Below are 20740 nucleotides of genomic sequence, written 5' to 3' on the forward strand. Positions count from 1 at the left end.
GCTCCTCGTCTGGCGTTGACCAGTACGGGAGGGTCCACTGAAGAGTGGACGCAGAGCATCAGTAGGCAGAGGGTTCCCCTGCGGCACCATTTGGAGGGCGTACCGTGCACCGCCGGCACAACGGGCTCAGGACCGCTGTTCTCCTCGGGGGACTGTCCGCACTCATCATCGTCATCGGCAGCTTCTTCGGGCGCACCGGCCTCGTCATCGCACTGGTCATCGCTATCGGCACGAACGCCTACGCGTACTGGAACAGCGACAAACTGGCTCTACGCGCGATGCGCGCGCGCCCGGTGAGCGAATTCGAGGCCCCGGTGCTGTACCGCATAGTCCGCGACCTCTCCACGCAGGCCCGCCAGCCCATGCCACGCCTGTACATCTCGCCGACGGAGGCACCGAACGCGTTCGCCACGGGCCGCAACCCGCGCAACGCGGCCGTGTGCTGCACCGAAGGCATCCTGCGCATCCTCGACGAGCGGGAACTGCGCGGCGTCATCGGCCACGAACTCAGCCACGTCTACAACCGCGACATCCTGATCTCGTCGGTCGCCGGGGCCCTCGCCTCCGTGATCATGTTCCTGGTCAACTTCGCCTGGCTGATCCCGATCGGCCGCTCGAACGACGATGACGGACCGGGCATCCTGGGCATGCTGATGGTTATGATCCTTGGCCCGCTCGCCGCGTCCCTCATCCAGCTCGCCATCAGCCGCTCCAGGGAGTACGAGGCGGACGCGTCCGGCGCCCAGCTCACCGGCGACCCCCTCGCCCTCGCGAGCGCCCTGCGCAAGCTCGACGCGGGCACGAAACAACTGCCGCTGCCCCCCGAGCCGCGCATCGAGACCGCAAGCCACATGATGATCGCCAACCCCTTCCGCCCCGGACAGGGAATGTCGAAGATGTTCTCCACCCACCCGCCCATGGCGGAGCGCATCGCCCGGCTCGAGAAGATGGCAGGTCACCACCAGTGAAGACAATCCTGAACGTCATCTGGCTCGTCCTGAGCGGCTTCTGGCTGTTCCTCGGGTATGTGTTCGCGGGCGCGCTGCTGTGCGTCACCATCATCGGCATTCCGTTCGGCATCGCCGCGTTCCGCATCGGCGTCTACGCCCTGTGGCCCTTCGGCTATACGACGGTGGAGCGCCCCGACGCGGGCGCGCCGTCCTGCATCGGCAACGTCCTGTGGCTGGTGCTCGCCGGCTGGTGGCTCGCCCTCGCCCACATCGTCACCGGCGTCGCCCTGTGCCTCACGATCATCGGCATCCCGTTCGGCATCGCCAACTTCAAGCTCATTCCCGTATCGCTGCTCCCTCTGGGACGCGAAATCGTGCGCACAGACCAGCCGTTCGCGACGCGCTAGCGGGCGGGCCCGGGGGTGGAGTCGCCGAAGTACCTACTGGTCTCCTACGACGCCGAAGCCGAGTTCAACGGCGACGACGGGTACGCGGAGGCGTGGTCGTCGTGCGCGGAGGCCGAGGGACTCTTCAGCGATCCGCCCCGCCCCGAGCGAGGGACGTACGAACTGCTCGGATGCGCCCTGGAAGGCGAGTTGCGGACAGCCTTCACGCGCGCGCGTGCCGATGGTTCGGCGCCGCTCGGCCTTCTCGTCCTGGAAGTCCTGGACAAGAAGGGCGAGTGCCTCGTCGAGTGGGAGCTGGACGACGCGCGTGTCATCGACGACCGCCCGTGCGCGCGTGACCTGGCGCTCCGCGACATCACCGTGGAGGCGTCGGAGTCCGTCGACAACGCGTCCGACTATCCCCAATGCCCGCCGCTCTCCCCGGGCTACCGGTTGTCCGGCGCGGGGAACCGTCCCTGGGGCACCTGCAAGGACCTGGCGCACGTCCGCACCGGGCCGTCCGGACCGTCCGGACCGTCCGAACCGCTGGAGCCGCCACTGCGACTGCTCGGCTGCTCCCCGAGCGGGGCGCTGCGCGCAGCACTGGACGCCGGCGAGGAGGACCTGGGACATGCCAAGGTGCTGCGACTCGACGCGCACGGCCGCACCGTGCAGCCGGCCGTCGAGGGCGAACTCACCGCGTGGATCCCGTCGGCGCGCGGCCGAGGCCTGGTCGACCTCACCCTCGAACCCTGGTCGGAGCGTCCACCGACCGCGGCCTCCGAGGTCTGGGACCTGTGGTGGGCCGGACGCCCGTCCGAGCCCAACGTGTGGGCGCAATGCACTGCAGAAGGCCGCGAGTTCTGGCTCCGTACGGCCCTGACGAACCACACTTACGGCGAGCCCGACAGACCGCCCGGCACCACCTATCACCTCGACGGCCGGCACATCACGGACGCCCGCGGATTCTTCTGCGCGATCGGCGAAGCCGTGAACGGGCCCGGCGGATACTTCGGCTGGGGCCTCGACGCCCTCAACGACTGCCTCCGGGGACGCTGGGGCGCCGACGCACCCTTCACTCTCGTCTGGCACGGCGCGCACATCGCCCGCACCTGCCTCGGCGTCACCCCGCACACCGGCAATCGCCCGGTGACCTTCGAAGAACTGCTTGTCTTCTTCGCCGAAAAACACATCGACGTCCGTCTCGCCTGACGGCGCCGGACCATGCCTGACGGTGCCCGAGGGTTATCCACAGGCTGCCCGATTGTCAGTGGCGCGCTGCATCATGAACCCATGACCGAAATCGAGCAGTTGCTGCAGAGGGTGGCGGAAGGGGCCCGCAACACCCGCCCGTGGGGCTGGCCCTCACTTCCGGAGCCCGTGGACACGACCGCGGTCGCCCGCGCCGAAGCCACCCTTGGTTTCCCGCTGCCCGCGCTGCTCGCCGCGCTCTACCTGCGTATAGGGGACGGCGGATTCGGCCCGGAGTACGGCCTGCTGCCCCTGCTCGACGGCTCTGCCTCCGGCGAACCTGCCGCCGTCCCGCAGTACCTCGCCAACAGAAAAAGCGGCCGCAAGGACCCGGACTGGCCCTGGCCCGAGGGCGTCCTGCCGATATCCCACTGGGGCTGCGGAATGTACGCGTGCGTGGACTGTCAGAACCCGGACGGCACGGTCCTCTTCTTCGAGCCGAACGCGGACGAGGCCGACCACGCCTGGTACGTGGACGCGCCCGACCTCGCGACCTGGCTGCACACCTGGCTCGACGGAGCCGGTTGGTACGAGGAGTCCAACGACGACATGGACATGGCCCCCTGGCCCGAGTTCCGCATACGCACGGCGGCGCCACGAGCCTCGTAGCGCCGCTCAAGGAACCACGGTCGGCCACGCCCTGCCGCCTGCGCCACGGAGGCGACCGCGCCGCCTCCAACGGCCCCGTCCCACGCCAACTGCGCCCGCCGCCCTCCGGCAGATGCCTGCTTCCCGCTGCCCGCCGCCCGTGGGCAGCAGCCCACTGCCGCCGCCCCTACTGCTGCTGTGAACCGCCCGCCCATCGCCGTACGCCGTAGGCAGCCGCCCCCACCGCCAGCACAGCCGCACCCAGCACCACGGAATCCCCAGGCAGCGCGAACGCCAGTGTCACGCACCCGACCAGTCCCATCGCCGGCACCACCCGCGACACCGGAGCCGAACTCAACGTCCAGGCCGAGGCGTTCGCCACCGCGTAGTACGCCAGCACACCGAAGGAGGAGAAGCCGATCGCACCCCGTACATCCACCGTCGCGGCCACCACGGCGACCACCGCGCCCACGGCCAGCTCTGCCCGGTGCGGTACCTGGTAGCGCGGATGTACGGCGGCCAGGGCGCCCGGCAGATGACGGTCACGGGCCATGGCCAGCGTCGTCCGCGAGACCCCCAGGATCAGGGCGAGGAGTGAGCCGAGCGCGGCCACGGCGGCGCCCACCCGCACCACCGGCACGAGCCCCGGCACCCCGGCCGCCCGCACCGCGTCGGCCAGCGGCGCCGAGGTCTGCCCGAGCCCACCCGACCCCAGTACGGAAAGGACAGCGACCGCCACCACCGCGTACACCACGAGCGCGATACCCAGAGCCACCGGGATCGCGCGGGGAATGGTGCGCGCAGGATCCCGCACCTCCTCACCGAGCGTCGCGATCCGCGCGTATCCGGCGAACGCGAAGAACAGCAGCCCGGCCGCCTGAAGCACCCCGCCCGCGCCGGTGGAGAGCCCGACATCCAGCCGCGCGGCGTCGGAGGCGTCCGAGCCGAGGCACCCGACCACCACGGAAGCGAGGACCGCGAGGACCACCGCCACGATCGCCCGCGTCAGCCAGGCCGACTTCTGTACGCCGCCGTAGTTCACCGCGGTCAGGGCCACCACGGCCGCGACCGCCACCGCGTGCGCCTGTCCCGGCCAGACGTACGCGCCCACGGTGAGCGCCATCGCCGCACAGGAGGCCGTCTTGCCGACGATGAACGACCAGCCCGCCAGGTACCCCCAGAAGTCCCCGAGCCGTTCGCGCCCATACACATATGTGCCGCCCGAGGCGGGATATCGGGCGGCGAGCCGAGCCGAGGACATCGCGTTGCAATAGGCGACCACGGCGGCGACCGCGAGTCCGAGCAACAGTCCGGACCCGGCCGCCCGCGCCGAGGGGCCCAGCGCCGCGAAGATCCCGGCACCGACCATCGACCCGAGACCGACGACAACCGCGTCCCCGACACCCAGCGTCCGGCGCAGCTCCGCACTGGCCCGCGAGCTGTCGCCCTCCTGCCCACGGGGCCGTCCGGCACCGGAATGTGTCATACGCCGCACCCTACTGATCGATGCAACCGAGCAGCGTCGACAAGGCGTCCTCCCCGGCAACAAGCCACCAACACACGCGCGACCAGCGGCTTGAGGGCATGGAAGGCATCAAGGCGTCGCGGCATCAAGGCATGAGCACAGCCTGGCCGGAGCAGGAGTACAGCGCAGGCACAGTACGGAGAGGCAGGTTCGGGGCATGGGCATCATCAGCTGGATCATTCTGGGGCTGTTGGCCGGGGCCATCGCCAAATTCCTGCTGCCGGGCCGCGACCCGGGCGGCTTCATCGGAACGACGGTCATCGGCGTCGCGGGCGCCTTCATAGGCGGCTGGATCTCCGCCCGCTGGCTGGACCACCCCATCACCAAGCAGTTCTACGACGGTGCCACCTGGGCCGCCGCGATCGGCGGTTCGCTCGTGCTGCTGGTTCTCTACCGCATCCTGTTCGGCGACTCGCGCCGCTGAGCGCGTACCCCCAAGGCCGCAGTCAGCAGGCGAGAAGGGTGGGCGCCCAGGGACTCCGGGTGCCCACCCATTCTCGTAAGCGCAACGGACCGACCACTGCCGTCAGCCGACGAAGCAACTGCTACCTCTGCCTGGCGCAGCATGGGCAGTGAGGACTACCGGTAGTTCACGTACTGCAGGGCGAAGTCGAAGTCCTTGCCCTTGAGCAGTGCCTGGACGGCCTGCAGGTCGTCACGGCTCTTCGAGCTGACGCGAAGTTCCTCGCCCTGCACCTGAGCCTTGACGCCCTTGGGGCCCTCGTCACGAATGATCTTCGCCACCTTCTTCGCGTTGTCCTGGGAGATGCCCTCCTCGATCGACGCGAAGATCTTGTACTCCTTGCCGGAGAGCTGCGGCTCACCGGCGTCCAGCGCCTTCAGCGAGATACCGCGCTTGATCAGCTTGGTTTCGAACACATCGAGGATGGCTTTGACCCGCTCCTCGGAGTTCGCCTCCATGAGGATCTTCTCGCCGGACCAGGAGATGGAGGCGCCCACGTTCTTGAAGTCGTAGCGCTGTGAGATCTCCTTGGCGGTCTGGTTGAGGGCGTTGTCGACCTCCTGCCGCTCGACCTTCGAGACGATGTCGAAACTGGAGTCGGCCATGTCCTGTGGCTCCTTGTATCGGGGTGCGTAAGGGCGGCCGTCGAGCCCGGCATGGTCCCCGGCCGCATCCCCATAAGCCTAGCCACCCCCTCCCCTCCGGGGGCTGATCAATCGGGTGGCGAAGCACCCCCGGTCATCAGGTATCGTTTACGTCGTTGCCACAGAGCACCGTCAAAAACGGTCCTCCCGGCAGCAACCCCTGGCGGTGTGCCCGAGCGGCCAAAGGGAGCAGACTGTAAATCTGCCGGCTTAGCCTTCCGTGGTTCGAATCCACGCGCCGCCACATGGGAAACAAAGGCCCCGTGACCTGCCCTCTACGCAGGTCACGGGGCCTTTGTCATGCGCTTCGCGCGAGTGGGGAGCCGACGGTTTGTCGGTCGTGGCGGGCACACTGGTGTCATGTCTACGCGTCGTAGGAACTGCCCCGAGTGCCGTCGGGAGATCGCCGTTGTCGCGGGGCGGTTCGCTCGGCATGATCCACCCGGTGCGCGGGGGAACGGGGAGCTGGTCTCGTGCCCGGGGTCGCGCAATCAGGCTCAGCTCGGAGCGGCTCAGTCGGCGCTGGACGGGTACACCGTGCCTGACTTCTCCGGACAACTTCCCCTGTTCTGACCTGTGGTCGTGACTCCAGCAGTCGTGACTCCAGCAGTCGTGACTCCAGCAGCCACGACCACAGCAGTCACGACCACAGCAGTCACGACCCCTGGGCCCGACCTCCGGTCCCGACCGCTGTCTCCCCGGTTCCCCTAGTTCCCCGCCACCGACTTGACCGCCACCGAGATCGGGGTCGAACCGCTGATCAGTTCCAGCGTCAGGCCGACCGTCGCCGGGGTGTCCACGAGCTCGGCCAGGACCGCGGCGACGTCGTCGCGTGGGATCGGGCCGCGGCCGGTGGAGGCCTCCAGGCGTACGAGGCCGGTGCCGGCGTCGTCGATCAGGCTGCCCGGGCGCAGGATCGTCCAGTCCAGGGCCGCACGGCTGCGTACGTACTCGTCGGCCTCGCCCTTGGCGCGCAGGTAGACGTCGAAGATGTCGTCGCCCGGGTGCGCAGGGTCCGCGCCCATCGAGGAGACGACGATGTGACGGCGTACGCCCGCGCGTTCCGCCGCGTCCGCGAACAGGACGGCTGCGCCCCGGTCCACTGTGTTCTTGCGGCCCACGCCGCTGCCCGGCCCCGCGCCCGCCGCGAAGACGGCCGCGTCCGCACCCTGCAGATGCGCGGCGACCTCCTCCGGCGAGGCGGACTCCAGGTCGCACAGGACCGGCTCGGCACCCGCCGCCCGCAGATCGTCGCTCTGTTCGGCGCGGCGGATGATCCCCGCGACCTCGTCACCGCGCGCGGTGAGCAGGCGCTCCAGCCGCAGCGCGATCTGACCATGACCTCCAGCGATAACAATGCGCATGTTTCCGACCGTACGCCCGGATGGACGCGTTCGCCGCACAACCCTGTGAGCGACTCATGGGTCACATGGGTGATCACTGTGAACAAGGGGGACGTCGTGCCAGTCGCGCTGCGTCGTAGGGAGAACGCCATCACCGTCATACGCAAGACCGTCATCGCGGTCGGCAGCGCCGCCGTTCTGCTCGCCACGGCGGCCGCCTGTGGCACGGTTCAGAATCTCAGCGCAGGTCAGAAGGTGGACCAGGCCGTCGACCGGCTCGGTGAACAGAAGTCGCTGGCCTTCGAGTTGGACCTGGACGCCGATTCCGACGCGCTCACGACGCTGGCGGGCGAGGCCGGTTCCGAGGAGGAATTGCCGCCGGAGGTCGCGAAGTTCCTGGCGGGGCTGCGCGTCGAGGTCTCCGTCAAGTCGAAGAAGGCGCTCGCGGATTCGGGTGAGAAGGATCTCATCGGTACGAGTGTCAGGATCGAGGGCGCCGAAGGCGTCCTGGCCGAGTACCGGGTCGTCGGCGACTTCACGTACTACCGGGCCGACATGAGGGCCCTCGGCGAGACCATGGGTATGCCCGTGCCTACGGCCGAGCAACTCCCTGAGAGCGAGAAGGAGTTCAGGAAGGTACTTGAGGGCGAGTGGGTCAAGATCGACACCAGTGCCCTGGAGGAGGCCCAGAAGTCGGAGTCGTCCTCGGGTGGCGCCGACGAAACCGCCGGGATCGACGCCAAGACGCAGCAGAAGATTATCAATGCCGTACGTGGTGTCTTCGCGCACGAGGTCACCCTCAGCACGAAGGACGCCGGCGACGGCACCGAACACATCGTCGCCAAGGCCAACTTCCGTGACCTGATCACAGGAATCATCGACAAGCTCGGACCGTTGGAGGGCGAACTTCCGCCGGGCACCGAACTCCCCACCGCCAAGGACCTGAAGGACGCACCGAACAAGAAGGTCGCGGTCGACCTCACCCTGAAGAACGGCGACCTGACCCAGGTCGAGGTCGACCTCGCCGTCCTCGCCGACGCCCCGAAGGGCACCAAGCTCCCGCTGGTCATGAAGTTCACCGATGCGGGCGACGTCAGTGCGCCGTCGGGGGCCACGGCGATCCCCACGGACATGGTGCCTGGGGGCAGCCCGTTCGCCGGTGGCCTGTTGGGCGGCGGCGAGTTCTGAGCACCGGGCGCGCAGATCGACGGAGAAGTCGGCGAGTTCTGAGCACCGGGCGCGCAGGCCGACGGAGAAGTCGGCGAGTCCTGAGCACCGGGCGCGCAGGCCGGCGGAGAAGTCGGCGAGTCAGGGAGCGCGCCAGATAGCCGTCAGTCGGTGGGCACGCGCGCGTGGACGTACACAAACCCGCCCCGCGCGCGTGCACTCACAAAAACCGGTCCCCGGCCCACTCCAACCCCCGTCAAGACGGCTCCCCCCGCCCCTGCCGCGGCAGATCCAACCCCGCCGCCGAGTTGCAGTACTCCCGTACCGCGCTGGTCCGCGCCACCACGCGCCCCCGGTGCACCACGATCCGGCTGTACGCCAGTGACAGTGCCCCCGCGAGCCGGTCCCCGCGTACGGCGAGCAACTCGGCCGGAAAGCCCGCCTCCACACGCACCTCGGACAGTCCGAGGGCGGTCCGGGCGACGGAACTCACGGCGTCGTACGCGTCCTCGGGCCGCAGCCCGTCTCGCGAGGCCAGCAGATAGGCGGCCTCCAGCGGGTCGCCGCGGCCCACCGGATTCGCCACGTCGCGCAGGGCGCCGCTGCCCGCGGCGACGCGGACCCCGGCGGCCCGCAACAGCCGTACCGGAGCTGTGCCGCGGCGGTCCACGGGTCCGCACCCGCCCTGCGGCAGACACACGACGGTCACTCCGGCCGCTGCGAGTTGCTCGGCGGCGCGGGAGGCGACCTCGGCGGGCAGCCGGCCGAGTGCGCCGCACGGACCGAGCGTCACTCCGGGGCGCAGGCCGCCCGCCATCGCCGCGAGCCGTCCGAGCCGGGCGGGGTCCGCGGCGTCCGTGTGCAGGTCGACCGGGCAGCCGTGCTCGGCGGCGAGCTCCAGGACCGCCTCGACGTACCCCGTCGGATCGGGGTCGGCGTCCGGGTATCCGCCCACTACGGAGGCGCCCATTTTCACCGCGTCCCGCAGCATCGCGAGCCCGTCCGCCCCGGCGATCCCGGTCAGCAGCCGAGGCATCGCCACCGCGGTCAGCTCGGTGAGCCCGCGCAGCGACCGCCGCGCCTGGAGCACCGCGGCCAGCGCGTCGAGTCCCTGTACGTCGCCGACATGCACGTGTGAGCGCAGCGCCGTGGCCCCGTGCCCGAGTTGCAGCAACGCGGCCTCGGTGGCCCGGCGCTGGACCTGCTCCGCGTCGTACGAGGCGGGGCCGTCGCCCTCGGCGGTCAGGGCCGTGTCGCCGTGGGCGTGCGGCTCGGCCGGGGCCGGCAGCAGGAGGTAACCGCTCAGGTCCACACGCGCGGCGTGCGCGCTGAGGCTCCCGGCGGTGCCGACCGCCTCGATGCGTCCGCCGCCCAGCCGTACGTCCACGGTCCGGCCGTCGGTGAGCCGTGCCCCGCACAGCAGGAGGGTGGCCGTGTCGGTCTGTCCCGACACGGAGGACGAGGAGCGCGGCGGCTGCGGCTGACTGTCGGGCATCGGACTCTCGGGCATCGCGCTCCTGGGGCTCGGGGGCGGCTGCGGGATGGGTGACTGCGGAGAGTGGAGACGCAAGATCACACAGCGTGAGCCGAGCCTAGGGCGGCGACCCGCCCGCATCGGGGAGGAGCGAAATAGTCGTACCGGGTGTGGGTCCGTCGGGGAGAATCGGGGAGAATCGGGGAGAAAGGGCCGAGAGCACAGGCCGACAGGCCGAGGCGATCAACCGGCCTGATGGTGGGGATCAACTGCCCTGACGAGGGGGATCACCGCCGTGGTTAGTGGTGCCCGAGAGGCGCACGGGAACGCCTGCGGACCAGCGGGGAACAGGCCGGGGCGGTTGCCGCGAAACGGATTTGGGCGATCGGTGGCCAACCGTGTAATGTCTTCATCGCTCGCCCCAATAGCTCAGTCGGTAGAGCGTCTCCATGGTAAGGAGAAGGTCTACGGTTCGATTCCGTATTGGGGCTCTGGTGTGGGAGGTTCCTGTCGCAAGGCGGGAACCGATCGCATCTCAGCGGTGTAGCTCAGTCGGTAGAGCAAGCGGCTCATAATCGCTGTGTCACCGGTTCAAGTCCGGTCACCGCTACTGACAGTAGCCGATTGTGGGGTCGGTCCTTCGGTCGGCTACTCTTCTATGCGTTAATCGTCCTATCTGTTTCGTCAAGGAGCACTCCTGTGGCTGCCACCGACGTCCGCCCGAAGATCACGCTGGCCTGCGTGGAGTGCAAGGAGCGGAACTACATCACCAAGAAGAACCGGCGCAACGACCCGGACCGACTGGAGATGAAGAAGCACTGCCCGCGTTGCAACGCGCACACCGCGCACCGCGAAACGCGATAAGTTTCAGGCTCGTACACGAGGCCGTCCCCTTCGCGGGGGGCGGCCTCGCGTCGTTGCGCGGCGCTCGTCGCACAACGCTTCGTCGCACCACGTTCGTTTCGTCTCACCGGCTGAAAGCCAGGAGGTGCCGAGTCCATGGCGCTCGACCAGTCCTTCGTCGGGCGGTCCTATCCGCCCACCGACCCTTACGAGGTCGGGCGGGAGAAGATCCGGGAGTTCGCGGAGGCCGTGGGGGACACCAACCCGGTCTACACGGACCCGGAGGCCGCCAAGGCGCTCGGATACCCGGATGTGATCGCCCCGCCGACCTTTGTCTTCGCGATCAGTTTCAAGGCCGCGGGGCAGGTCATCGAGGATCCCCAACTGGGGCTCGACTACAGCCGCGTGGTGCACGGCGACCAGAAGTTCGCCTACAGCCGCCCGGTGCGCGCGGGTGACCGGCTCACGGTCACCTCGACCATCGAGGCGATCAAGTCCATGGCGGGCAACGACATCCTGGACATCCGCGGCGAGGTCCACGACGAGGCGGGCGAGCACGTGGTGACCGCGATCACCAAGCTCGTGGCGCGGGCGGAGGGCTGATCATGACGGCGAAGATCGCGTACGAGGACGTCGAGGTCGGCACCGAGCTGCCGGCCCAGTCCTTCCCCGTGACCCGGGCCACGCTCGTGCGCTACGCGGGCGCCTCCGGGGACTTCAACCCGATCCACTGGAACGAGAAGTTCGCGGTCGAGGTCGGGCTTCCCGACGTCATCGCGCACGGCATGTTCACCATGGCCGAGGCGATCCGCGTCGTCACCGACTGGGCCGGCGACCCGGGCGCGGTCGTCGAGTACGGCGTCCGCTTCACCAAGCCGGTCGTCGTCCCGAACGACGACAAGGGCGCGACAGTCGAGGTCAGCGCCAAGATCGGTGCCAAGCTCGACGACAACACCGTCCGCGTCGACCTCGTCGCGACCAGCGCCGGCCAGAAGGTGCTGGGCATGTCACGAGCGGTCGTACGGCTGCCCTGAGGGGGGCGTGTGGCATAGGTGACTTGGGTAAGGGGCGCCCGCGATGGAGGGCGCCCCTTACGTGTGACTATCCCTTGACCTAGTTAGTGATTGAGTACTAACTTACTCGCATGGTCAGGATGAGCGCAGTGGAAAGGCGCGAGAGTGTCATCCGCGCGGCGATGAGCGAGTTCGCCCGCGGCGGCTACAGCGGCACCTCCACCGAGGCGATCGCCAAACGCGTGGGTGTTTCGCAGCCGTACCTCTTCCGGCTGTTCCCGAGCAAGAAGGCGATCTTCCTTGCGGCGTCCGAACGCTGCATGGAGCTCTTCCGGCAGACGTTCGAGGAGGCCTCCAAGGGGCTGGAGGGCGAAGAGGCCCTGCGCTCCATGGCCAACGCGTACACCAGGGTCATCACGGAGGAGCCCGAGCGGCTGCTCATGCAGATGCAGACGTACGCGGCGGTGGCCGCCGCCGAGGAGTCCGGCGACCCCGAACTCGGTGAGATGGTGCGGGACGGCTGGATGCAACTCTGGGACACCGCCCACATCCCGCTCGGTGCGGACCCGAACGAAACCACGACCTTCATGGCGTACGGAATGCTCGTCAACTGCCTGGTGGCCATGGGCTTCCCGCTGGAGCACCGGGTCTGGGAAGGGCTCTATCCGTCGGCGCGGGCGAAGGGGCGGCTCGAAGTCGGTCCCTCGGAAGTCGCTGCGGGCGAAGGCTGAACAAGGAAACCGGAATGAAGAGGGCGGAGATCCGCGCCTCTTCATGAGCACAAAAGTTAGTCATCAATAACTAACCACCGTTGGTAACCCTTCGTTGGTAGCCGTCGATAGTGATCACCCTCTGGGGGAGCGATGTCACAGCAGAAGGAACGTCGCGGGGGAGCCGTCTGGGCCCTCGTCATCACCAGCGTCGCCGGGTTCATGGCGGCTCTCGACAACCTCGTCGTCACCACCGCCCTGCCGTCGATCCGTGAGGACCTCGGGGGAGGGCTGGACGACCTGGAGTGGACCGTGAGCGCGTACACGCTCACCTTCGCCGTGCTGCTGATGTTCGGCGCGGCCCTGGGGGACAGGTTCGGCCGTCGGCGGCTCTTCCTTGTCGGCCTCACCGTCTTCACCGGCGCGTCCGCCGCCGCGGCCATGGCGCCCGGCATCGACTCACTGATCGCCGCCCGTGCGGTCCAGGGCGTCGGCGCGGCGATCATGATGCCGCTGACGCTGACCCTGCTGACGGCTGCGGTTCCGGCGGCCAAGCGCGGTATGGCGTACGGGATCTGGGGTGCCGTCAATGGCCTCGCGGTCGCCTCCGGGCCCCTCATCGGCGGCAGCCTCACCGAACACGCGTCCTGGCAGTGGATCTTCTGGCTGAACGTTCCGCTGGGTCTCGCCCTGCTGCCGCTCGCCCGGCTGCGCCTCGCCGAGTCGCATGGCACCGGTGCCCCGCTCGACATCACCGGCACCGTGCTCGCGAGCGGCGGTCTCTTCGGGGTCGTGTACGCGCTGATCCGCGGCAACGTCGACGGCTGGACCAGCACTCCCGTGCTCACCGGCCTGATCGCGGGCGGCGCGCTGCTCGCCGGCTTCGTCCGGCACGGGATCCGCGCCAAGAACCCGATGCTGCCGATGCGGCTCTTCCGCAGCCGCGCCTTCTCCGCGATCAACGCCGCCAGCCTGCTGATGTTCGTCGGAATGTTCGGCTCGATCTTCCTGCTGAGCCAGTTCCTGCAAGGTGTCCTCGGCTACTCGCCGACCGAGGCGGGCCTGCGGATGCTCCCGTGGACCGGTATGCCCATGATCGTCGCTCCGATAGCCGGGTATCTGTCGGACCGGATCGGCGGGCGCCCGGTCGTCACGGCGGGCCTGGCACTGCAGGCCGTCGGGCTCGGCTGGTTCGCCCTGGTCGTCTCGCCCGAGATGTCGTACGCGGTTCAGCTGCCCGCCCTGATCATCAGCGGCGTCGGCATGGGCCTGTACTTCGCCCCGTCCGCCGCCCTGGTGATGTCCAGCGTCCTCCCGTCCGAGCAGGGCATCGCCTCCGGCGCCAACAACGCCCTCCGCGAGGTCGGCGGCGCACTCGGTATCGCGGTCCTGGCCTCGGTCTTCTCCGCCCAGGGCGGCTACGAGTCCGCGCAGCGCTTCGTGGACGGCCTCTCGCCCGCACTGTGGGTGGGCGCCGCCGTGGTCGGCATGGGCGCGGTGGCTGCCGCGCTGCTGCCCCGCCGGCGGCCGACGATGGGGACCCAGGTCGCGGCCTCCGCCCCGACACGCAGCATCGACACCGTCTCCCGCTGACGCCGCCGGGCGCGGATGCTGCGGCGCTTCGACCGAGCCACTGATGACGTACGGATGGCACGGAAGGGCCCCGTCGGACAGGCGGGGCCCTTCTCCCGGTGTACGGCCGGCCGGGCGCCACCGCTCCTTCTCGTAGTCTTGAGCCCGTGCAGGTACTCCATGACGCCCCGCTCGCCCCGTTGACCACCTTCAGGCTCGGGGGTCCGGCGACCCGGCTGATCACCGCCACGACCGACGCCGAGGTGATCGCCGCCGTTCGTGAGGCCGACGACGCCGGTACGCCGCTCCTGGTGATCGGCGGCGGATCCAACCTGATCATCGGCGACAAGGGTTTCACCGGGACCGCTCTGCGGATCGCGACGAGCGGCTTCGAACTCGACGGCGGGAGGCTGGAGCTGGCCGCGGGCGAGGTGTGGACCGACGCGGTCGCCCGCACGGTCGAGGCGGGGCTCGCCGGCATCGAGTGCCTCGCGGGCATCCCCGGCTCCGCGGGTGCGACACCGATCCAGAACGTGGGCGCGTACGGCCAGGAAGTGTCGTCGACCATCACCGAAGTGATCGCGTACGACCGGAGGACGCGCGAAACGGTCACGCTGACGAACGCCGAGTGCGCCTTCTCGTACCGCCACAGCCGCTTCAAGGCCGACCCCGAGCGCCATGTCGTACTCCGCGTCCGCTTCGAACTGGAGGACGCGGAAGGGCTCAGCGCGCCCGTCAGGTACGCCGAGACGGCTCGCGCGCTGGGTGTCGAGCCCGGCGACCGCGTGCCGCTGGACAAGGCCCGGGAGACCGTTCTGAAGCTGCGCTCCGGCAAGGGCATGGTGCTCGACCCCGAGGACCACGACACCTGGTCGGCCGGGTCGTTCTTCACCAACCCGATCCTCACGGACGAGGAGTTCGCCGCCTTCCACGCGCGCGTGGAGGAGCGCCTCGGCGCCGAGGCCGCACCACCTGCCTACCCGGCGGGCGACGGACACACCAAGACGTCCGCGGCCTGGCTGATCGACAAGTCGGGCTTCACCAAGGGCTACGGCAACGGCCCCGCCCGGATCTCCACCAAGCACACACTGGCCCTCACCAACCGCGGCGGAGCCACCACCGAAGACCTCCTCGCCCTCGCCCGCGAGGTCGTCGCCGGAGTACATGACGCCTTCGGAATCACCCTGGTCAACGAGCCGGTGACCGTCGGAGCGGAGCTCTAGTACGTCAGGAGACCGGGCCGGCGAGCCACTTGTCGACCCCGGCCAGCAGCTTCTCCCGTACGTCCTCAGGGGCGGCCGAAGCGCGGACGGACTGCCGTGCCAGTTCGGCCAGTTCGGGGTCCGTGAAGGCGTGGTACTCGCGGGCGATCTCGTACTGGGCGGCGAGCCGTGAGCCGAAGAGGAGGGGGTCGTCGGCGCCCAGGGCCAGGGGGACGCCGGCTTCGAAGAGGGTGCGCAGGGGGACGTCCTCCGGCTTTTCGTAGACGCCCAGCGCGACGTTGGAGGCCGGGCAGACCTCGCAGGTCACCTGGCGGTCCGCGAGGCGTTTCATCAGGCGGGGGTCCTCCGCGGCGCGCACCCCGTGGCCGATCCGCGTGGCGTGCAGGTCGTCCAGGCAGTCGCGGACCGAGGCAGGACCCGTCAGCTCGCCGCCGTGCGGCGCGGCCAGCAGACCGCCCTCACGTGCGATCTCGAAGGCCCGGTCGAAGTCCCGCGCCATGCCCCGCCGTTCGTCGTTGGAGAGCCCGAAACCGACGATGCCCCGGTCCGCGTACCGCACGGCCAGGCGGGCCAGTGTGCGGGCCTCCAGCGGGTGCTTCATACGGTTCGCGGCCACCAGGACCCGCATCCCGAGCCCGGTCTCCCGCGCGGCGGAGTCCACCGCGTCCAGGATGACTTCGAGAGCCGGGATCAGACCGCCCAGCCGGGGGGCGTACGACGTCGGGTCGACCTGGATCTCCAGCCACCCGGAGCCGTCCTTCACGTCCTCCTCGGCGGCCTCGCGCACCAGGCGCTGGATGTCCTCGGGCTCTCTGAGGCAGGACCGCGCCGCGTCGTACAGCCGCTGGAATCGGAACCAGCCGCGCTCGTCCGTCGCCCGCAGCTTCGGCGGCTCCCCGCTGGTCAGAGCGTCGGGCAGTCGTACGCCGTACTTGTCGGCCAGCTCCAGCAGGGTCGTGGACCGCATCGACCCGGTGAAGTGCAGGTGCAGATGGGCCTTTGGCAATTCACTTACATCACGTACGCGCTCCATCCCCGGATCTTGCCGTACGCGGATGACGTGCCGGTAGCGCTTTCCCTGATCGTGGGCTTGTCCGAACAGAATCCCTAACGAAGAAAAACGGGGCACCCACTTCGAAAAGTGGGTGCCCCGCGCGCGGAGCGCGAAAAACATCAGTCAGTGGCCTCGGCCAGCAGCTTCTGGAGGCGTGAGACACCCTCGACGAGATCCTCGTCACCCAGCGCGTACGACAGACGCAGATACCCAGGAGTGCCGAAGGCCTCGCCGGGGACCACCGCGACCTCGACCTCCTCCAGGATGAGCGCGGCCAGCTCGACCGTGTCCTGGGGGCGCTTGCCGCGGATCTCCTTGCCGATCAGGGCCTTCACCGAGGGGTACGCGTAGAAGGCGCCCTCCGGCTCGGGGCAGAGCACGCCGTCGATCTCGTTCAGCATGCGCACCATGGTCTTGCGGCGGCGGTCGAAGGCCTCGCGCATCTTCTCGACGGCCGTCAGGTCGCCCGAGACGGCGGCGAGAGCGGCGACCTGGGACACGTTCGAGACGTTCGAGGTGGCGTGCGACTGGAGGTTGGTCGCGGCCTTGATGACGTCCTTGGGGCCGACTACCCAGCCCACGCGCCAGCCGGTCATGGCGTACGTCTTGGCGACGCCGTTCACGATGATGCACTTGTCGCGCAGCTCGGGCACGACCACCGGCAGGGAGTGGAACTCCGCGTCGCCGTAGACCAGGTGCTCGTAGATCTCGTCGGTCAGGACCCACAGGCCCTTCTCGGCGGCCCAGCGGCCGATCTCCTCGATCTGCTCGCGGGAGTAGACCGAGCCCGTCGGGTTGGACGGGGAGACGAAGAGCAGCACCTTGGTGTTCTCGGTGCGGGCGGCCTCGAGCTGCTCGACCGTGACGCGGTAGCCGGTGGTCTCGTCGGCCACGACGTCGACGGGGACACCGCCGGCGAGACGGATCGACTCCGGGTACGTCGTCCAGTACGGCGCGGGGACGATGACCTCGTCGCCCGGGTCGAGGATCGCGGCGAAGGCTTCGTAGATGGCCTGCTTGCCGCCGTTGGTGACCAGGACCTGGGAGGCCTCAACCTCGTAGCCGGAGTCGCGCAGCGTCTTCGCGGCGATCGCGGCCTTCAGCTCGGGCAGGCCGCCGGCCGGCGTGTAGCGGTGGTACTTCGGGTTCGAGCAGGCTTCGATGGCGGCCTGGACGATGTAGTCCGGGGTCGGGAAGTCCGGTTCACCGGCGCCGAAGCCGATCACCGGCCGCCCGGCGGCCTTGAGGGCCTTGGCCTTGGCGTCCACGGCGAGGGTGGCGGACTCGGAGATCGCGCCGACTCGGGCGGAGACCCGGCGCTCGGTGGGAGGGGTTGCTGGGCTCATGACCCCATCGTTTCAGACCGGAAACCTCCCCGGCACGCGGGTTTCACAGACTGAACAGCGACTGAACAACCGTCCGGATCGAGGCGGTGGGCTGGACGATCTTCCGCGATCAAAGTCCGTACGGACGCTTTCTGTTCGACGACCGGCCCCGGAGCACGTACACTCTCTCCTCGTTGGCCTTCACCGGCCGCACTCAACCGGTGCACACCGAGCACTCGGGCGGATGCGGTACGTTGGGGGAAATCAAAGGGTCGTAGCTCAATTGGTAGAGCACTGGTCTCCAAAACCAGCGGTTGGGGGTTCAAGTCCCTCCGGCCCTGCTACACAATCCGTTCGCCAGGATGTGTGCGCAATACGTACTGCTTTGCACCGCCGTGCGGCCTGGCCGGGCACGGCGCAGCCACGACCCGGAATCAGGTGAGGACGAGTGACGGACGCCGTGGGCTCCATCGACATGCCTGATGCCGAGGCACCGGAGTCCGATAAGAAGACTCGCAAGGGCGGCAAGCGTGGCAAGAAGGGCCCTCTGAGGCGCCTCGCCACCTTCTACCGCCAGATCGTCGCGGAGCTCCGCAAGGTCGTCTGGCCGACGCGTAATCAGCTGACGACGTACACCACAGTGGTCATTGTCTTCGTGGTCATCATGATCGCCCTGGTGACCGTGATTGACTATGGACTCGACCACGCCGCCAAATACGTATTTGGCTGAGCCAAACGCGAAGGGCGCCGTCACCGGCGCCCCTTTCGTGTGTTCCACCCCCATGTATCCAGGAAGAAGCAGCCACCGTGTCTGACCCGAACCTGAACGACGCCATCGAGTCGGTCGAGTCCGTTGAGGACGAGCTCGACATCGTGGAGGGCGCGGACACCGCGGACACCGAGAACTCTGACGAGGTCGAGGCTGCCGACGCCGCCGCGGGTGAGCCCGCCGAAGAGGCGGCCCTGCATGTCGAGGACGAGTCCGGCGGGGACGTCGAGTCCGGCGGAGATGTCGAGTCCGGCGGGGACGTCGAGTCCCTTGAGGACGAAGACGTTTCGGACGAGGCCCTTGCCGTCGAGGACGAGGACTCCGAAGCCGAGGAAGCCGAAGAAGAGGCCGAGCCCGAGCCCGAGCCCGTCGATCCCGTCGCCGCCCTGCGTGACGAACTCCGCGCTCTCCCCGGCGAGTGGTACGTCATCCACACGTACGCCGGTTACGAGAACCGCGTGAAGACCAACCTCGAGCAGCGTGCCGTCTCGCTGAACGTCGAGGACTTCATCTTCCAGGCCGAGGTGCCGCAGGAAGAGGTCGCGCAGATCAAGAACGGCGAGCGCAAGACCGTCCGGCAGAACAAGCTGCCCGGCTATGTGCTGGTGCGGATGGACCTGACGAACGAGTCCTGGGGTGTCGTCCGTAACACCCCCGGCGTCACCGGCTTCGTGGGCAACGCCTACGACCCGTACCCGCTGACCCTGGACGAGATCGTCAAGATGCTCGCCCCGGAGGCCGAGGAGAAGGCCGCCCGCGAGGCTGCCGAGGCCGAGGGCAGGCCCGCTCCGGCCCGCAAGCTGGAGGTCCAGGTGCTGGACTTCGAGGTCGGCGACTCGGTCACCGTCACCGACGGTCCGTTCGCCACCCTCCAGGCGACCATCAACGAGATCAACGCCGACTCGAAGAAGGTCAAGGGCCTTGTCGAGATCTTCGGCCGCGAGACCCCGGTCGAGCTCTCCTTCGACCAGATCCAGAAGAACTAGCAGCTTCTGGACGTACGTCTTCCGAACAGGTCAGGCGGCTCTCGCAGCCGTCTGACCTCTCGGTTTTTGGCCGCGCATGGATACCCGTTATCGTTGTGCGGTATGCCTCCATCCGGGTCGGATTCAGTGGTTCGGTTGAAGGCAGCCGTCCGGGCGTGTCTCGGACGTAGGTAGGCGAAAACGAAAGAGGACCCGGAATGCCTCCCAAGAAGAAGAAGGTCACGGGGCTTATCAAGCTCCAGATCCAGGCCGGCGCCGCCAACCCGGCTCCGCCGGTCGGCCCCGCGCTCGGTCAGCACGGTGTCAACATCATGGAGTTCTGCAAGGCCTACAACGCCGCGACCGAGTCGCAGCGTGGCTGGGTGATCCCGGTGGAGATCACGGTCTACGAAGACCGCTCCTTCACCTTCATCACCAAGACTCCGCCGGCCGCCAAGATGATCCTCAAGGCCGCGGGTGTCGAGAAGGGCTCCGGCGAGCCGCACAAGACCAAGGTCGCCAAGATCACCCAGGCGCAGGTCCGCGAGATCGCCACGACCAAGCTGCCCGACCTCAACGCCAACGACCTGGACGCCGCGTCGAAGATCATCGCCGGCACCGCCCGTTCCATGGGCATCACGGTCGAGGGCTGACACCCACCGTCGTAGGAACCATGCGGTCTCGGCCGCACGTGGCAGGGCCTGCTCGGTCCGCACCACGACTCCTCAGAACACATCAGGAGAAGAAGTGAGCAAGCGCAGCAAGTCTCTCCGCGCTGCGGACGCCAAGATCGACCGGGAGAAGTTCTACGCCCCGCTCGAGGCCGTCCGTCTCGCCAAGGAGACCTCCACCTCGAAGTTCGACGGCACCGTCGAGGTCGCCTTCCGTCTGGGTGTCGACCCGCGCAAGGCCGACCAGATGGTCCGTGGCACCGTGAACCTCCCGCACGGCACCGGTAAGACCGCCCGGGTCCTGGTCTTCGCGACCGGTGACCGTGCCGAGGCCGCACTCGCCGCGGGCGCCGACATCGTCGGCTCCGACGAGCTCATCGACGAGGTGTCGAAGGGCCGTCTGGACTTCGACGCCGTCGTCGCCACCCCGGACCTCATGGGCAAGGTCGGCCGCCTCGGCCGCGTCCTCGGCCCGCGTGGTCTGATGCCGAACCCGAAGACCGGCACCGTGACCCCGGACGTGGTCAAGGCCGTGACCGAGATCAAGGGCGGCAAGATCGAGTTCCGCGTCGACAAGCACTCGAACCTCCACTTCATCATCGGCAAGACCTCGTTCGACGAGACCAAGCTGGTGGAGAACTACGGCGCCGCGCTGGACGAGATCCTTCGTCTGAAGCCGTCGGCCGCCAAGGGTCGCTACATCAAGAAGGCCGCGATCAGCACCACGATCGGCCCCGGCATTCCGCTCGACCCGAACCGCACCCGCAACCTCCTCGTCGAGGAGGACCCGGCCGCCGTCTGAGC

23 protein-coding genes and 4 tRNA genes are annotated in these 20740 nt (G+C 68.7%); 21 read left to right on the forward strand and 6 right to left on the reverse strand.

Annotated elements, in window-relative coordinates; genetic code table 11:
* Window positions 1–104 precede the first annotated feature (104 nt).
* From htpX to ACFWP7_RS12555, 4 genes are all read left to right on the forward strand, one after another.
* Complete coding sequence (gene htpX, locus ACFWP7_RS12540; protein ID WP_384380307.1) at window positions 105–968, forward strand: zinc metalloprotease HtpX; 864 nt, start codon at window positions 105–107, stop codon at window positions 966–968.
* Window positions 965–1357, forward strand: coding sequence for a YccF domain-containing protein (locus ACFWP7_RS12545; RefSeq protein ID WP_384380310.1), 393 nt, complete (start codon window positions 965–967; stop codon window positions 1355–1357). The genes htpX and ACFWP7_RS12545 overlap by 4 nt, the downstream gene beginning before the upstream one ends.
* A 15-nt stretch (window positions 1358–1372) precedes the next feature.
* Entirely contained in the window at window positions 1373–2548 is a 1176-nt protein-coding gene (locus tag ACFWP7_RS12550; RefSeq protein WP_384380312.1) for a barstar family protein, read from the forward strand.
* 81 nt (window positions 2549–2629) lie between these two features.
* Window positions 2630–3196, forward strand: a complete 567-nt coding sequence (locus ACFWP7_RS12555) for an SMI1/KNR4 family protein (protein ID WP_384380315.1) — start codon at window positions 2630–2632, stop codon at window positions 3194–3196.
* 166 nt (window positions 3197–3362) lie between these two features.
* Here the strand turns inward: ACFWP7_RS12555 and ACFWP7_RS12560 are convergent, their stop codons facing one another.
* Window positions 3363–4661 (reverse strand): APC family permease, encoded by a 1299-nt coding sequence (locus ACFWP7_RS12560; RefSeq protein WP_384380318.1) that lies wholly within the window; start codon window positions 4659–4661, stop codon window positions 3363–3365.
* A gap of 196 nt (window positions 4662–4857) precedes the next feature.
* On the opposite strand from ACFWP7_RS12560, the gene ACFWP7_RS12565 reads away from it, so the two are divergent.
* Window positions 4858–5124: a GlsB/YeaQ/YmgE family stress response membrane protein gene (locus ACFWP7_RS12565; protein WP_384380321.1), complete on the forward strand. Its 267-nt coding sequence runs from the start codon at window positions 4858–4860 to the stop codon at window positions 5122–5124.
* A 155-nt stretch (window positions 5125–5279) separates the two neighbouring features.
* On the opposite strand, the gene ACFWP7_RS12570 is transcribed toward ACFWP7_RS12565, so the two are convergent.
* A complete protein-coding gene (locus tag ACFWP7_RS12570; RefSeq protein ID WP_384380324.1) occupies window positions 5280–5768 on the reverse strand; it encodes a YajQ family cyclic di-GMP-binding protein in 489 nt (162 codons plus the stop codon).
* Between the two features lie 201 nt (window positions 5769–5969).
* On the opposite strand from ACFWP7_RS12570, the gene ACFWP7_RS12575 reads away from it, so the two are divergent.
* Both ACFWP7_RS12575 and ACFWP7_RS12580 read left to right on the forward strand, forming a co-directional pair.
* Window positions 5970–6051: transfer RNA gene (locus ACFWP7_RS12575), tRNA-Tyr, on the forward strand.
* 116 nt (window positions 6052–6167) lie between these two features.
* Window positions 6168–6380, forward strand: coding sequence for a hypothetical protein (locus ACFWP7_RS12580; protein WP_384380326.1), 213 nt, complete (start codon window positions 6168–6170; stop codon window positions 6378–6380).
* A gap of 134 nt (window positions 6381–6514) precedes the next feature.
* Here ACFWP7_RS12580 and ACFWP7_RS12585 read toward each other — a convergent pair whose 3' ends face one another.
* The gene (locus ACFWP7_RS12585) at window positions 6515–7171 is read right to left on the reverse strand and encodes an SDR family oxidoreductase (RefSeq protein ID WP_384380329.1); all 657 of its coding nucleotides are present in this window, start codon (window positions 7169–7171) and stop codon (window positions 6515–6517) included.
* A 96-nt stretch (window positions 7172–7267) separates the two neighbouring features.
* On the opposite strand from ACFWP7_RS12585, the gene ACFWP7_RS12590 reads away from it, so the two are divergent.
* Complete coding sequence (locus ACFWP7_RS12590) at window positions 7268–8338, forward strand: hypothetical protein (RefSeq protein WP_384380332.1); 1071 nt, start codon at window positions 7268–7270, stop codon at window positions 8336–8338.
* Between the two features lie 235 nt (window positions 8339–8573).
* On the opposite strand, the gene ACFWP7_RS12595 is transcribed toward ACFWP7_RS12590, so the two are convergent.
* Window positions 8574–9812 carry an amidohydrolase family protein gene (locus ACFWP7_RS12595; protein WP_384380596.1) on the reverse strand — a complete coding sequence of 413 codons (1239 nt, stop codon included), beginning with the start codon at window positions 9810–9812 and terminating at the stop codon, window positions 8574–8576.
* A gap of 397 nt (window positions 9813–10209) precedes the next feature.
* Here ACFWP7_RS12595 and ACFWP7_RS12600 point away from each other — a divergent pair.
* The 8 genes from ACFWP7_RS12600 to ACFWP7_RS12635 all read left to right on the forward strand — a co-directional run bounded on the left by ACFWP7_RS12600 (window position 10210) and on the right by ACFWP7_RS12635 (window position 15152).
* Window positions 10210–10282, forward strand: a tRNA-Thr gene (locus ACFWP7_RS12600).
* A gap of 46 nt (window positions 10283–10328) precedes the next feature.
* Window positions 10329–10401 (forward strand) — tRNA-Met (locus ACFWP7_RS12605).
* An 89-nt stretch (window positions 10402–10490) separates the two neighbouring features.
* A complete protein-coding gene (rpmG, locus tag ACFWP7_RS12610) occupies window positions 10491–10655 on the forward strand; it encodes a 50S ribosomal protein L33 (RefSeq protein WP_004571794.1) in 165 nt (54 codons plus the stop codon).
* Window positions 10656–10790: 135 nt separating this feature from the next.
* On the forward strand, window positions 10791–11237 hold the full coding sequence (locus ACFWP7_RS12615; RefSeq protein ID WP_384380335.1) for a MaoC family dehydratase N-terminal domain-containing protein: 447 nt from the start codon (window positions 10791–10793) through the stop codon (window positions 11235–11237).
* Between the two features lie 2 nt (window positions 11238–11239).
* The gene (locus ACFWP7_RS12620; RefSeq protein WP_384380338.1) at window positions 11240–11668 is read left to right on the forward strand and encodes a MaoC family dehydratase; all 429 of its coding nucleotides are present in this window, start codon (window positions 11240–11242) and stop codon (window positions 11666–11668) included.
* 110 nt (window positions 11669–11778) lie between these two features.
* Window positions 11779–12378: a TetR/AcrR family transcriptional regulator gene (locus ACFWP7_RS12625; protein ID WP_384380341.1), complete on the forward strand. Its 600-nt coding sequence runs from the start codon at window positions 11779–11781 to the stop codon at window positions 12376–12378.
* A gap of 132 nt (window positions 12379–12510) precedes the next feature.
* Window positions 12511–13950: an MFS transporter gene (locus tag ACFWP7_RS12630; RefSeq protein ID WP_384380344.1), complete on the forward strand. Its 1440-nt coding sequence runs from the start codon at window positions 12511–12513 to the stop codon at window positions 13948–13950.
* Window positions 13951–14096: 146 nt separating this feature from the next.
* Window positions 14097–15152 carry a UDP-N-acetylmuramate dehydrogenase gene (locus ACFWP7_RS12635; protein ID WP_384380347.1) on the forward strand — a complete coding sequence of 352 codons (1056 nt, stop codon included), beginning with the start codon at window positions 14097–14099 and terminating at the stop codon, window positions 15150–15152.
* Window positions 15153–15156: 4 nt separating this feature from the next.
* On the opposite strand, the gene ACFWP7_RS12640 is transcribed toward ACFWP7_RS12635, so the two are convergent.
* Both ACFWP7_RS12640 and ACFWP7_RS12645 read right to left on the reverse strand, forming a co-directional pair.
* Window positions 15157–16185 carry an adenosine deaminase gene (locus ACFWP7_RS12640; RefSeq protein ID WP_384380350.1) on the reverse strand — a complete coding sequence of 343 codons (1029 nt, stop codon included), beginning with the start codon at window positions 16183–16185 and terminating at the stop codon, window positions 15157–15159.
* Window positions 16186–16325: 140 nt separating this feature from the next.
* Window positions 16326–17552, reverse strand: coding sequence for a pyridoxal phosphate-dependent aminotransferase (locus tag ACFWP7_RS12645; RefSeq protein ID WP_384380353.1), 1227 nt, complete (start codon window positions 17550–17552; stop codon window positions 16326–16328).
* A 247-nt stretch (window positions 17553–17799) separates the two neighbouring features.
* Here ACFWP7_RS12645 and ACFWP7_RS12650 point away from each other — a divergent pair.
* The 5 genes from ACFWP7_RS12650 to rplA all read left to right on the forward strand — a co-directional run bounded on the left by ACFWP7_RS12650 (window position 17800) and on the right by rplA (window position 20738).
* A tRNA-Trp gene (locus tag ACFWP7_RS12650) sits at window positions 17800–17872 on the forward strand.
* A gap of 107 nt (window positions 17873–17979) precedes the next feature.
* Entirely contained in the window at window positions 17980–18261 is a 282-nt protein-coding gene (gene secE, locus ACFWP7_RS12655; protein WP_384380355.1) for a preprotein translocase subunit SecE, read from the forward strand.
* Window positions 18262–18338: 77 nt separating this feature from the next.
* Complete coding sequence (gene nusG, locus ACFWP7_RS12660; protein WP_384380357.1) at window positions 18339–19286, forward strand: transcription termination/antitermination protein NusG; 948 nt, start codon at window positions 18339–18341, stop codon at window positions 19284–19286.
* A gap of 197 nt (window positions 19287–19483) precedes the next feature.
* Window positions 19484–19918 (forward strand): 50S ribosomal protein L11, encoded by a 435-nt coding sequence (gene rplK / locus ACFWP7_RS12665; protein WP_010986329.1) that lies wholly within the window; start codon window positions 19484–19486, stop codon window positions 19916–19918.
* A 94-nt stretch (window positions 19919–20012) separates the two neighbouring features.
* Entirely contained in the window at window positions 20013–20738 is a 726-nt protein-coding gene (rplA, locus tag ACFWP7_RS12670; RefSeq protein WP_365442135.1) for a 50S ribosomal protein L1, read from the forward strand.
* Window positions 20739–20740 lie beyond the last annotated feature (2 nt).

Origin of the sequence: Streptomyces sp. NPDC058470 (assembly GCF_042721055.1) — a bacterium.
In the GTDB taxonomy this organism is placed as follows: Bacteria; Actinomycetota; Actinomycetes; order Streptomycetales; family Streptomycetaceae; genus Streptomyces.